At 43.3% G+C, this 12,543-nt stretch carries 14 protein-coding genes, 1 tRNA gene and 1 pseudogene; 6 read left to right on the forward strand and 10 right to left on the reverse strand.

Features of this window, described 5'->3' with window-relative positions:
• Nucleotides 1–123 precede the first annotated feature (123 nt).
• Together ICN33_RS03020 and ICN33_RS03025 are read left to right on the forward strand one after the other, a co-directional pair.
• Nucleotides 124–333 carry a hypothetical protein gene (locus tag ICN33_RS03020; protein WP_216194423.1) on the forward strand — a complete coding sequence of 70 codons (210 nt, stop codon included), beginning with the start codon at nucleotides 124–126 and terminating at the stop codon, nucleotides 331–333.
• Nucleotides 323–1,720, forward strand: coding sequence for an AAA family ATPase (locus ICN33_RS03025; protein ID WP_216194425.1), 1,398 nt, complete (start codon nucleotides 323–325; stop codon nucleotides 1,718–1,720). The genes ICN33_RS03020 and ICN33_RS03025 overlap by 11 nt, the downstream gene beginning before the upstream one ends.
• Before the next feature lie 357 nt (nucleotides 1,721–2,077).
• On the opposite strand, the gene ICN33_RS03030 is transcribed toward ICN33_RS03025, so the two are convergent.
• Entirely contained in the window at nucleotides 2,078–2,689 is a 612-nt protein-coding gene (locus tag ICN33_RS03030) for a hypothetical protein (protein WP_216194427.1), read from the reverse strand.
• A gap of 609 nt (nucleotides 2,690–3,298) precedes the next feature.
• On the opposite strand from ICN33_RS03030, the pseudogene ICN33_RS03035 reads away from it, so the two are divergent.
• Nucleotides 3,299–3,430: pseudogene (locus ICN33_RS03035) on the forward strand (cyclic pyranopterin monophosphate synthase MoaC); the annotation flags it as partial.
• A gap of 56 nt (nucleotides 3,431–3,486) precedes the next feature.
• Here the strand turns inward: ICN33_RS03035 and ICN33_RS03040 are convergent.
• The 8 genes from ICN33_RS03040 to ICN33_RS03075 form a co-directional block, all read right to left on the reverse strand.
• A complete protein-coding gene (locus ICN33_RS03040; protein WP_216194429.1) occupies nucleotides 3,487–4,014 on the reverse strand; it encodes a pilin in 528 nt (175 codons plus the stop codon).
• A 119-nt stretch (nucleotides 4,015–4,133) separates the two neighbouring features.
• Nucleotides 4,134–4,841: a TerC family protein gene (locus ICN33_RS03045; RefSeq protein ID WP_216196528.1), complete on the reverse strand. Its 708-nt coding sequence runs from the start codon at nucleotides 4,839–4,841 to the stop codon at nucleotides 4,134–4,136.
• Between the two features lie 99 nt (nucleotides 4,842–4,940).
• Nucleotides 4,941–5,834, reverse strand: a complete 894-nt coding sequence (gene sucD, locus ICN33_RS03050) for a succinate--CoA ligase subunit alpha (protein ID WP_068319459.1) — start codon at nucleotides 5,832–5,834, stop codon at nucleotides 4,941–4,943.
• Nucleotides 5,835–5,849: 15 nt separating this feature from the next.
• A complete protein-coding gene (sucC, locus tag ICN33_RS03055; protein WP_216194431.1) occupies nucleotides 5,850–7,019 on the reverse strand; it encodes an ADP-forming succinate--CoA ligase subunit beta in 1,170 nt (389 codons plus the stop codon).
• 189 nt (nucleotides 7,020–7,208) lie between these two features.
• Nucleotides 7,209–7,730: a recombination regulator RecX gene (gene recX, locus ICN33_RS03060; protein ID WP_216194433.1), complete on the reverse strand. Its 522-nt coding sequence runs from the start codon at nucleotides 7,728–7,730 to the stop codon at nucleotides 7,209–7,211.
• A 17-nt stretch (nucleotides 7,731–7,747) separates the two neighbouring features.
• Nucleotides 7,748–8,833, reverse strand: a complete 1,086-nt coding sequence (recA, locus tag ICN33_RS03065) for a recombinase RecA (RefSeq protein ID WP_370623247.1) — start codon at nucleotides 8,831–8,833, stop codon at nucleotides 7,748–7,750.
• A gap of 114 nt (nucleotides 8,834–8,947) precedes the next feature.
• Nucleotides 8,948–9,490: a DUF2878 domain-containing protein gene (locus ICN33_RS03070; RefSeq protein WP_216194437.1), complete on the reverse strand. Its 543-nt coding sequence runs from the start codon at nucleotides 9,488–9,490 to the stop codon at nucleotides 8,948–8,950.
• 54 nt (nucleotides 9,491–9,544) lie between these two features.
• Nucleotides 9,545–9,621, reverse strand: a tRNA-Met gene (locus ICN33_RS03075).
• A 203-nt stretch (nucleotides 9,622–9,824) separates the two neighbouring features.
• Between ICN33_RS03075 and ICN33_RS03080 the strand changes: the two genes are divergently transcribed.
• Nucleotides 9,825–11,018: a glycosyltransferase family 87 protein gene (locus ICN33_RS03080; RefSeq protein WP_216194439.1), complete on the forward strand. Its 1,194-nt coding sequence runs from the start codon at nucleotides 9,825–9,827 to the stop codon at nucleotides 11,016–11,018.
• 27 nt (nucleotides 11,019–11,045) lie between these two features.
• Here ICN33_RS03080 and ICN33_RS03085 read toward each other — a convergent pair whose 3' ends face one another.
• Nucleotides 11,046–11,480 (reverse strand): hypothetical protein, encoded by a 435-nt coding sequence (locus ICN33_RS03085; protein ID WP_216194441.1) that lies wholly within the window; start codon nucleotides 11,478–11,480, stop codon nucleotides 11,046–11,048.
• 108 nt (nucleotides 11,481–11,588) lie between these two features.
• Here ICN33_RS03085 and ICN33_RS03090 point away from each other — a divergent pair, with 108 nt between their 5' ends.
• Together ICN33_RS03090 and ICN33_RS03095 are read left to right on the forward strand one after the other, a co-directional pair.
• Complete coding sequence (locus ICN33_RS03090) at nucleotides 11,589–11,858, forward strand: DUF6150 family protein (protein ID WP_216194443.1); 270 nt, start codon at nucleotides 11,589–11,591, stop codon at nucleotides 11,856–11,858.
• Nucleotides 11,859–11,876: 18 nt separating this feature from the next.
• Nucleotides 11,877–12,488, forward strand: coding sequence for an MOSC domain-containing protein (locus tag ICN33_RS03095; RefSeq protein ID WP_216194445.1), 612 nt, complete (start codon nucleotides 11,877–11,879; stop codon nucleotides 12,486–12,488).
• The last annotated feature ends 55 nt before the right edge of the window (nucleotides 12,489–12,543 follow it).

Here is a 12,543-nt window from a genome sequence, read left to right on the forward strand (position 1 = left end):
CGAGCTAGTAGACGGGTTTTATATCGCCAAGCGATCCATAGCCGACAAACGTAGTACCAATTCATTAACCCGGATTGGAGTTTGTTGGTAAACCCCGGCAGCTCCATCCAATTAGGAGCTGTTATGGAAAAAGCAATAACCACTGTAATAACAAATCAACAACGGATTGAACTCGTCTATCAGGCCGTGATAGCGCTTGAAGCCCAAAACTGGGCACACATACGAAATTCACAAAATTCACTAGTCGCTGCCATAGAAATTCTTGAGGCTGTAGAAGAGGTAATTCATTCCAAATATCCGACACACACTGAAGGTGACCGTAATGAATTATGAGAACAATATACTTTCACATCTAATTTTTGATGCCAGTAAACCCGAAAACAATATCTACCAAGTGCTAAGTCAAATTGACCCCGGATGCTCCCGTAGCGAATGGATGCAAGTTGGCTTTGGCTGCATCGACCATCTTGGGGAATTAGCTCAAGAGCCTTTTTCTGACTGGTCACAAGGTTGCTTGCATGAGAAATATGATTTTGGCAACTCTCCCCCATCTAATTACAGCCTCAAAGATCTTGAAAGCCAGTGGGCAGATTGGATCAAGCGTCATGCGGCGGGTAAAACTGGCATTACGTTTGGTACGGTCAAACATATTGCCAAAAGAAATAGCGGCCAACAACCTGAACCCACCAAACTTACTGTCATAAGTAGAACATCAGGTGGCATAAGTGCAAAAGAATTGGCCAACAAAAAGTTTCCGCCCCTAATTTGGGTGGTTCAAGACATACTTCCAGAGGGTTGCTATTTACTCTCAGCGAGACCAAAGGTTGGAAAGTCGTGGCTGGCACTTCAATGCTGCATAGCCGTTGCTTATGGAAGCCAAACCCTAGGCAAGGAAGTGCAAGCAGGAAAAGCTATCTACTTAGCACTTGAAGACAACCAGCGAAGGCTGCAAGGTAGGCTGAAAATCATGCGCCCCCAAGGCTACTCAACCGATAATTTGATTCTTCATACAGAGTGGCCAAAATTAAATGATGGTGGCTTGGAGGCATTAGAGAAACTCATTATTTCTGAATCACCAAGACTTGTCGTCATTGATACTCTGGCTAAAGTTCGCCCATCTATGGGCAGAAACTCAAACCTGTACGAAAGTGATTATTCAGCCGTAGCACCGTTAACTGGATTGGCTAATAAATATCGGTGCTGCATCTTGGTGGTTACCCATAATAGAAAAGGTAAATCTGATTCCGATGCGCTGGAGCAGATAAGCGGGTCTCTTGGTTTATCGGGGGCAGTAGATGGGGCTCTCGTTATCGATGGCATTAGATCGGATAAACAATATAAATTGAGTCTGATCGGCAGAGACATACCCAATGATGATGAGCTGGCTATTAGCCGTCAGGAAAATGGGGAATGGAAGATTCTCGGGGAAGCGACGCAGGTATTTATTAGCGCTGAAAGAAAAGAAATTACCGATGTCCTTAGGCTTCACCCAGCAGGACTAAAGCCAAAGGAAATAGCCGAGATCATAGGAAAAAAACAGCCAACCGTACGTAGACTCTTAAGTTCAATGGCCGTCGATCGGCAAGTCCAAAGTTCTGCTGGTACCTATACATTAATAAGTAGTAACTCGAGTAATAACGAGAATATCGATAACTCTAGTAACACCGGTAACTCTAGTCACTTAAGCGGACTGTTAGCATCAATAGACTGGGATAGTTGAGTTACGGAAGTTACCGATTTACATAGGTATACCGTTAAGTGGATAAAGCACTGATCGGTATACCCCCTTTAACTCAATTCAAAATTGTGACAAAACTATGCCATTGCCAGCAATAACTAAATTCGGAGCAAAGCAGTGCCAATGCAAAAGTAAGCGTACAGGTCTTCCCTGTAAAAACTTAGCAGCACATGGCTGCATTAGCTGCAGAATGCATGGGTCACATAAATCACGAAATGTACTCAGAGGCAAATCCCACCCCAACTATAAGCATGGACTTGATACAAACGGGGCGATAGCCGAAAGAAAGAAGAAATTTAAGGAATTAGGAGAGATTGCCATGGGCCTTGGAATTAAAGCTTAATTGCAACTAGTAATATTCCCAATTGTTGAACAAGTCATCATCTTATTTCCTGGCAGCATATAAGTTCTTGGACCCATTTGAGGTGGGAGAGATGGACTACCAGAATTAGCGGATCCGGGCGAATTGTTAGATAACATTCCAAGCCCCATGCCCATCATCGCCACTCCAGCCGCTTGAGATTTTTGCTTGTTATAGGCATCTAGCTGTTGTTGATATTGATCTTGTTGCTGTCGGGCTTGTATTCTTGCTTGGTCAATTTGCAGGCGGCAAGAAGCATATTCATTTGTTTGCGGCTTAAAACCATAACGTCGACACGTTGCCTCATCAGGATCATTGGGATTAATTGGAGAATTGCTCGATCCCCTATCTACAAGTTCTAGTACGCAATTTGCAAATGCTTCAGTCTTTTTCTTAAAACCAATATCAGAACATGTTTTTTCCTGCTCAGAGGTATCAATTGCTCTTGCTAAATTAGTATTAAAAAGTAGCAGTAGGATTAGCATATACTTTTTATTAATAACCACTTTTATCACCCTCATGATGTCTATAAAAAGCTCTTTTGCGATTCTACTCTTGATCACTTTGAATGGATGCTCTGGCGTTCGCATACAAGATTCCGGGGGGTCTGACTTCACATACTTTTTTGATCTAAAAGTAGATTCAGGGTGGATTGATGGAAAGGCATCGGATTTATGCTATCGAAAAGGTTACGGAAGCTATAACTTAGTCAATTCTTCAGATGCCTCGTTCAATCACTCTAGAACATACAGATGCTCGAATCCATTAAATCAGTCATTACAACAACCATCTTATCAACCATCTATTCAGCCACAGAAGACCTCAATGGATGAAGCAAAAAGAAAATGTGTTGACTTGGGCTTTAAAGCAGGAACAGACGGCTTTGGAAACTGTGTATTGAAGCTAACCAAATAACTCTTCAAAACTCGTCCCTATTGTCATGTCGAATATTTGACATCACCCCATAAGTTTTGTGATGTGGTTACAAAATCCTGATCTATATACATTGAAGGGCTTGCCTGCATTTGGGTGGGTATGGGATGGGTGGGGGTTCGATATTCCAATATGAAGAAGCAAAACCGCTTTGTGATATTCTTTTTTTCAGGCCTAACACTGTCCTTTTTGGCCTAACTTTTAACCTGATAGGTTTGGGTTTAGTTTGTTTTAGTTTTTCTTAGTTCATTGTTTTTATTGGGTTTCTCACCGCAGTCCAGGTTGCCCTGCTCACAATCTACGATATGTGCAAAGCTGTAGACCGTGGCATGGTGATGGGTGATGTGAAGCTGCTTGAGAAGAGTGGTGGCAAGAGCGGAGAATGGAAAGCTGCTTGATTTTGCCAATGACCCTAGATAAAAGCCGCTTCATGAGCGGCTTTTTATTTGGAAGTCTATTTACCAATCCTGCATTCTGAAGGCAATAACTGAGAAATAAGATTTGTCTCAGTAGATCTGCATGACCATCCACCAGCCCAACTTGCCCCTTCTGGTTTGGATAAATCAATCGGCTTCGGAGAGTTAGCATCAGGCTCATTTGTTGGAACTAGATGAAGTGTATTTTTGCCCTCAGGCGCTACGCTGACTTGATAGTCAATTGCAATCGCACCTGATGGAGTCACCTCAATTAACTTGACGCTACGGGTCGGGGTAAATGTAAACGATCCATGTGTCGCATCATCCATAGGAACAGTCCCTCTGCTAGCAAATGCCTCAGTCACCGCAAGCTTGGCACTAGACGATAAATTCATACCCTCCACCACCCTACTTCTCGCTATGTAATCCTGATACTGTGGCACCGCCACTGCAACCAAGATGCCAATGATGGCCACTACAACCATCACCTCAATCAAGGTAAAGCCTGCCTCTTGATTGCTTTCTGCATTTTGAATATCTTGAATCCCATTGCTTAGCTTTTGCATATTTTCTGCCTCCTAAAGTGAAATACTGCATCATCCGTTTTTGCGCAGATACTCACAAGGAAACTGGCAACAAAAAAGCCGGCATATACGGCCGGCTTTTCTGATTTGATGCGGAGAAATTACGCCGCTTCTTTATGCTTGTTCTTCTTTTTGAGATAAGTGCCAACTAAAAGAACAATGGCGACTCCAATGCCCTCAAAAATCATGTGTGCATCTTCAAATGCAGCCTGCATAGACTCTTTAATTGCTGGATCTTCAACTAGCATACCGCCTGCCAAAAGACCCAATAAGCCAGCGCCCAAGGTAATGATGATGGGGAAGCGATCCATTACTTTTAACAGCATGGTGCTACCAAAGATGATCAACGGAATCGAAAGGCCGAGGCCAATGATTAGGAGGGCTAAACGAGTTTCTTCTGGGCCTTTTTGAGCAGCCGCAGCGACTGCAATAACGTTATCCAAACTCATAACCAAGTCCGCCACCAATATTGTGCGTATCGCACCCCATATATTGGAGTGGCCATCCATCTCAGCCTCATCATCGCTATCTGCCAATAATTGCACGCCAATGTAGACCAACAAAATAGCGCCAACGATTTTCAGATAAGGAAGGCTGAGGAGTTGTACCGCAGTGATTGTCAAAACAACACGCAAAATAATAGCTGCTGCACTACCCCAAAAGATCGCCTTTTTTTGTTGATTGGGCGGCAGATTGCGTGATGCTAGCGCAATCACCACAGCGTTATCACCCGATAACAAAATATTCGCAACAATAATTGATAAAAGAGCAGCCCAAAATGCTGATCCTGAAAATACTGAGAAATCCATCATGTCTCCTACGTGCTTTATTTTTATTTTATGTTTTAACTACTACCTACTGCCAAAAAAAGGATGCTGGTTTAACAGCATCCTTTTACTGATTACTAATTACAACATGGCTTTCAACAAAGCAGCCATTTCTGATGGATTCTTTGTTACTTTGAAGCCACACTCTTCCATCACGGCAAGCTTGGCATCTGCCGTATCGGCACCACCAGAAATTAAAGCACCTGCGTGACCCATACGCTTGCCTGGAGGCGCTGTTACGCCAGCAATAAAGCCAACTACCGGCTTCTTCATATTGTCTTTGCACCAGCGGGCAGCTTCAGCCTCATCTGGACCACCAATTTCACCAATCATAATGACAGCGTCAGTCTCTGGATCTTCATTGAACATTCTCATGATGTCGATATGCTTCAAGCCATTGATCGGGTCTCCACCAATACCAACTGCTGTGGACTGACCTAAGCCAATAGCTGTCAACTGACCAACCGCCTCATAAGTCAATGTACCGGAACGACTAACAACGCCGATGCGACCTTTCTTATGAATATGACCAGGCATGATGCCGATCTTGATTTCATCTGGAGTAATGATCCCTGGGCAGTTAGGACCAAGCAATAGAGTTTTCTTGCCACCAGCAGCTTCTTTTGCATGCATCTTGTTTCGTACTTCCAGCATGTCCCGGACAGGGATGCCTTCCGTAATACAGATCACGAAGTCGAGGTCAGCTTCAACAGCCTCCCAAATTGCAGCAGCAGCGCCAGGAGGCGGAACATAAATTACAGAAGTAGTTGCGCCAGTTTGCTGGGCAGCTTCTTTAACAGTTCCATAAATTGGAATGTTAAAAATGGACTCGCCAGCTTTTTTAGGATTTACACCCGCAACAAAACAATTTTTGCCGTTTGCGTATTCCTGACATTTTTCTGTATGGAACTGACCGGTCTTACCAGTAATACCTTGTGTAATAACTTTGGTGTTTTTATTGATCAAAATAGACATATCGAAATTCCTGGATTATTTGTTTTTGGCAACAGCAGCAACTACCTTAGTAGCGGCTTCAGCCATTGAATCGGCGCTAATGATTGGCAAACCGGAGTCTGCAAGAATTTTCTTGCCCAACTCTTCGTTTGTGCCCTTCATACGCACAACCAAAGGTACCGTAAGGTTGACTGCTTTACATGCAGTAACAACCCCGTCAGCAATAACGTCACAACGCATAATGCCACCGAAGATATTTACCAAAATCGCTTCAACACTCTTGTTCTTCAACATGATCTTGAATGCTTCAGTAACTTTTTCTGCTGTAGCACCACCACCAACGTCCAAGAAGTTTGCTGGCTCACCGCCGAACAACTTAATCGTGTCCATAGTTGCCATTGCTAAGCCTGCACCGTTAACTAAACAGCCAATATTGCCGTCCAATGAGATGTAAGCAAGGTCAAATTTAGAGGCTTCGATTTCAGCAGCATCTTCTTCGTCGATATCGCGGTAAGCAACGATCTCTGGATGACGGTACAAAGCATTTGGATCAAAGTTGAACTTTGCATCCAAGGCCTTGATTTTGCCGTTACCTTCAAGAATCAAAGGATTGATTTCAACCAATGAAGCATCAGTATCCCAGTAAGTCTTGTACAAGTTCTTAAATACATCACGAGCCATTGGGATAGATGCTTCAGGAACTCCAATACCTTTAGCAACAATGTCGCAATCAGCATCTGTCAAGCCGATCATTGGATCAACAAATACTTTGATAATTTTTTCTGGATGAGATTCAGCAACTTCCTCAATATCCATACCGCCTTCGCTTGAAGCCATGATCACATTCTTTTGTGTGCCACGGTCTGTAACGATACTGAAGTAGTACTCTTTTTTAATATCAGCGCCATCTTCAACGAGGAGGCGATTTACTTTTTGACCTTCTGGTCCAGTTTGATGTGTCTTGAGCTGCATGCCCAAAATTTCAGAAGCATATTTCTTCACTTCGTCCATGCTCTTAGCCAATTTCACACCGCCGCCTTTGCCGCGACCACCGGCATGAATCTGCGCTTTCACAACCCATACTGGACCACCGAGTTTTTCAGCAGCTTTCACTGCCTCATCAACACTAAATGCAGGGATGCCGTTAGGAACTGGCACATTAAATTGGCGAAGAAGTTCTTTGCCTTGGTACTCGTGAATTTTCATAATTACTCCGAAACGGTATCTTTTTTAGTAAGCGATGAGGATTAGTAAAACCGATGTCGCCACAATCTCATACTTACTCTAAAAACTGGCTAAATTTGCCAAATTTGAATAAATGCGAACGGCTTGACCGACTTCATAAGTCTATCATGCTGCAACGCCGCAAATTGGGTCTGCTGATCCGTAATTGCCCTAATCAGGGCTCTGGCCACCAACCACCTTAGCAACCACTTCAGAGCTAAAACCCTTGGAAGCCAAAAATCGATACTGCCTAGCTCTCTCCTTTTGATCTTGGGCGCGTACACCGTATTTCCTGGTCCAAAGATCAAAAGCGCGCTGAAATTCCGTCTCTTTAAGGACTCCAAGGAGCTTAGCCGATTGTTTGGAATCCACGCCTGCTCTGTCAAGCTCATCGGCAATCTTTCTCATGCCATAGCGCTCGCTCCGGCGACGCACTAAGGCTTCCGCAAAGCGCTCATCTGATAACCACCCGCGAGCCTCAAAGTCCTCCAAAACTGCCTCAATTTGAGAAATCCTGGCTTCAGCCGATTGCTCAGCCTGCTCACCACCTAGCTTGCCCCATCTAGCCTCTGATTCGGCTAATTTTGCAGCCAAACCCTTCCGGCTATATTCCCGCTGCGACAAAAGGCGCAAAGCCCGAGCTTTGAGACTCGGGCTTTGTTTGACCTTCTTGTTGCTACCTAATTCTGACATTGAATTATTCAACGTGGTTATTCGACTTCCTCTTCCTCGCTCAACACATCAGTTACTACTGCTGAGCCAGATTTAACGCCTAACTTCGCGCGGATTTTTGCTTCGATATCTTTAGCAATGGCTGGGTTCTCTTTTAAAAACTCACGCACATTATCTTTTCCCTGACCAATACGATCACCGTTGTAGCTATACCAAGAGCCTGACTTTTCAACAAGATCAGCCTCAACACCCATATCAATGATTTCGCCTTCTCTAGAAATACCGGCGCCGTACATGATGTCAAAGATCGCTTCGCGGAACGGAGGAGAAACTTTGTTCTTCACAACCTTCACACGGGTTTCATTACCCACAACCTCATCACCCTTTTTGATGCTACCGATACGACGGATGTCTAAACGCATAGAAGCGTAGAACTTCAAAGCATTACCACCAGTAGTAGTTTCTGGGGAGCCAAACATGACGCCGATCTTCATACGGATTTGGTTAATAAAGATCACAGTAGTGTTGGTACGCTTGATCGCACCAGTCAACTTACGCAAAGCCTGACTCATCAAGCGAGCTTGCAAGCCCGGTAAAGAGTCGCCCATATCGCCTTCGATCTCTGCCCTTGGAACCAAAGCGGCAACTGAGTCGATCACGATCAAATCAATGGAGCCAGAGCGCACTAATGCGTCTGCGATTTCTAAAGCTTGCTCACCAGTGTCAGGCTGAGAAATTAAAAGATTATTTACATCCACACCCAAGCGTGATGCGTACTGCACATCCAAGGCGTGTTCCGCATCAATAAATGCGCAAGTCCCACCAAGCTTTTGCATTTCAGCAATCGCATGCAATGTCAAAGTCGTTTTGCCAGAAGATTCTGGGCCGTAGATTTCAATTACGCGACCACGCGCAAGACCACCAACTCCAAGGGCGATATCTAAACCGAGTGAACCACTGGATACCACCTGAATATCTTGACTAATTTCAGCATCGCCCAATCGCATGATTGAACCTTTGCCAAACTGTTTCTCAATTTGTGCCAGCGCCGCTGTAAGCGCTTTTTGTTTGTCTCCGCTCATTCCTTCAAATTCTGAAGAGGCTGATTGCTTTTTGTTATCCAAGGCCATTTTTTATTCCCTTTTCACTATGTACTGGGCTTTTTCCCGAAGTTTTATCTACTGTGTAACAACTTAGGAGTTACTGTATATAAAAACAGTAGTCTTTGCAAGCGACTTTTAAACTGAATTTACAGATTCTTTACTAGTCTGCCCTTGATTGGCTCGGTCCCAGTAGAAAAAGAGGGGTATGGCGACCGCCCAGGCCAATCCCACAAGGATAAATCCAATCATTTCGCCGCCAGGAACCCAAGATCCAGCCCCCATCCGAATCCCAGCCTCGTAGGACATGGGTCCGGCAATACCCCCTAAAACGGCCCCTAAAACAGGTTTACCGCGTAACCAAGTCAAGGAACTATTAATAGTGGTGGCTACCAACACCCATAAGACCCACATCCAGAGTGGTGATAAAAATGGTGAGGGCCAATCGTCCCGAAAATCCAGATAGCCCAAATGCATGATGAGAGAATCAGCAACCAATCCAAAGGCAAAAGCTTTGAATAAAAGGCTTATTTCTGTTTTTGGTGAAGGTGAACGCCAGGCATGAAAAGCGATGTAGGCCAAAGTCCCAATTACCGCCCAAACCACATCTTTATTGGCCGCGCCCAATACACAGGCAAACCAACCAAGCTGGAAAATAACAAAGTTCCAAAATTTAGCCATATACCTAGCAACCTAAGAAAAAGGCCACTGCCGAGGGGCAATGGCCTTTAGATTTGGTGGCGAATCAGGGATTTGAACCCCGGACCTGCGGATTATGATTCCGTCGCTCTAACCAGCTGAGCTAATTCGCCGAGTTCTATATTTTAGCGTAATTAAGTGCCATCGTCTAAATATAGTGAACTGTAAAGCCCATACACGCTTGCATGTATGAAAAGATAGCTTACAGGGCCCCACATTGCATTCAAGACGGTTATACCCATAAACATAGAAAAAATGAGGTAGCCTAATAGGCCGGTCAAATATATTTATAAATAAGGATTCACAATTGTCTCGAATGAATTCAAATACAGAAAGGTATTGGCTCAATAAAGAAAGACTCCGGATTTATCCAAGAATTATTTTGGCCATCCTCCTCTTATGCACCCTTGGAATTTATTTATTTATCAGGCTTAACGGGGATTCCTTTTATTACGAGAATGATTACAGTATTTTTTGGACAGTTTCACGCCTGTCACTAGAAGGCAAAAGCATCCTTGCATATGACTATCTATTTTTATTAGATAAAGTGAGGGAAATTGCCCCCGTTGTCAAAAGTCGCTGGTTTTATTTTCCCACCTATGACTTATTTATTCTACCCATTGGCTTATTACCTTATGGCGCCTCCTACCTGCTTTTTATGGCGACCACCTATTGTGCTTATGCCACTGTTATTTGGCGTATCTTGCCTTACAAAGAAACAATGTGGTGGCTTGCTGTTTTTGGTGGGGCTTGGATCAACCTTCGGTTTGGTCAAAATGGTTTTATCACAGCAGCCTTAGTTGGCGCAGCATTAATGAACATTAATAAAAGACCTGCTATATCAGGTATCTTCATTGGACTGCTCACGATTAAACCGCAGCTGGTAATTTTGTTTCCGGTAGCGCTAATAGCATGCAAGGCCTGGCGCACCTTAATTTTTGCAGTAATTACTGCAGTCCTCTTTCTATCCATAAGTACATACCTTATCGGCATGGATAGTTTAATTGCCTCACTTGACAACATCGCTCAAGCGAGGGCGCTTATAGAGAGCGAAGGCTCAAATGGGTTTTGGCAAATCATGCCAACCTTTTTTGCTTTATGCAGGCTATCAGGTGCACCAGTTTTCACTTCTTATTTAGTACATTATTTTTTTGCTGCCTTTGCGGTACTCTCTACCTGGATTATTTGGAAAAATACCCCTAATTCTGACCTACGTAATGCAACTTTAATCATATGTACATTACTCGTCAGCCCTTATTTACATGTTTACGATCTAACATGGCTAGCACTTGCAATTGCCTGGTTTATAAGATATGGGATGCAGACTGGATGGCGAAACGGAGAAAGAGAGGTATTAATTGGCATATGGATTTTGCCATTTGTAGATGTACCAATCTCAAGATATTTTGATATTCAAATTGGGCCAATCATTGTTTTTTGTTTTTTACTTATTTTGATGAAAAGATATCAAATCAATTTGAGATGTAACTTATCCCCCAACAAATGTTAGTAGGGGAAGCTTTGACTAGCTCAACCTTTATTTAATCAAAAATATACTCACCGCTTCTTCTCGACCATAAAGCACATTAAACTCGATTTTCTTAGCTAAAAATAGTTTTTTTAGCATTTCATCCTTATTCTCAAACACAATCGCAGTTTGCTCGGGGTAATGCGAAAAGGGATCGCTGTTAACGTCTACCGAAACCCCATCAATCTTAATTTGCTTAATAGAACGCTTATAAAGCTTGTCAGGACGTATAAAAATTAAGCGTTTTACATACTTATCTAACACCAACTTTTGATTCTGCTCATTAGTCTTGTAATAGTAAACTAGCTCTTCTTTGCCATTGGCTGTCATATCCCGCTCTTCATCCCACTTGGCGTGAACAATTTGACTCACCATTCCACAAAAAAATACCAAGGCCAATTGGCTAAGCGAAAAAATGGTTTTTGCTTGAAATGAATTTTTCATATACTCATCTTAGCCCAAGCTACACATCTAAAGCAGAAGGCGTAATATTCTCAAATAATGACTGATCTTCGCTCACTGTTTCTTGGTCTAATAATTTTGAGTAGTTGCATGCCCATTTGCGCTTCTGCAGCCCAAATCTTCATCACCAATTACCCATCAGAAGCTAATGCAAAAGTCTTTGTCACCAAATATCCCTCTGAAGCAAACTGTATTGTGTATGACACCCAATACTCGAGCGATAACGAACCTGGCGTCTGGTTCTATACAAAATATAAAAGTGATGCACGTGCCGTGATTTACTACACCCAATATAAATCCGAGGCCGATCTCATTGTGTACTTCACCAAGTACAAGAGTGATGCACGCTGCCGTTACTAATAATTACTTATTTAATCCATGAGACTTCTCTCCATTTCTGCAGGCAAAGTAGCCCCCTTATTTGGCAATCATCACCCTAATTACAAATCTGTTGCCTCTGCGATTCACAAGAAAGTGGTAAGTGATTTCGCAAATCCCACCCCAGTTGAAATCACTTCGCTTGGTGTTCAGGGTGATGAACAGGCAGACTTATCCGTGCATGGCGGAATGGAAAAAGCAATCTATGTTTATCCAGCGGAACACTACATCTTCTGGAATGAACTGCTCACCCGTGAAACCAAGCAACCTACTGAATTGCAACATGGCGCTATTGGAGAAAATTTCACGATCGAAGGACTTTTAGAAACTGAAGTCTTTGTAGGAGATCGACTTCAAATAGGAGATCTAGAATTCGCAGTGGTAAAACTCCGTGAACCTTGTTTTAAGTTCAATGCGAAGTTGGGCTATAAAGGCGCAGCCAAAGCGATGCTTCAAACCGGCTTTAGTGGCTGGTATTTGCGTGTATTAAAAACCGGGATCCTTGCTGGTGGCGCCGGAATTACTTTAATTCCCGGCCCAAGAGAAACCTCTATTGCGCAACAAAATCAAAAGCTCCTAAACAATCGCAACCAAAAGAATTTGTGGGAATAAAAAAACCCGACCATTTCTGGTCGGGTTTCTTATTTGATACAGACTAAAGAATCTT

Origin of the sequence: Polynucleobacter sp. UB-Tiil-W10 (assembly GCF_018881605.1) — a bacterium.
In the GTDB taxonomy this organism is placed as follows: domain Bacteria; phylum Pseudomonadota; class Gammaproteobacteria; order Burkholderiales; family Burkholderiaceae; genus Polynucleobacter.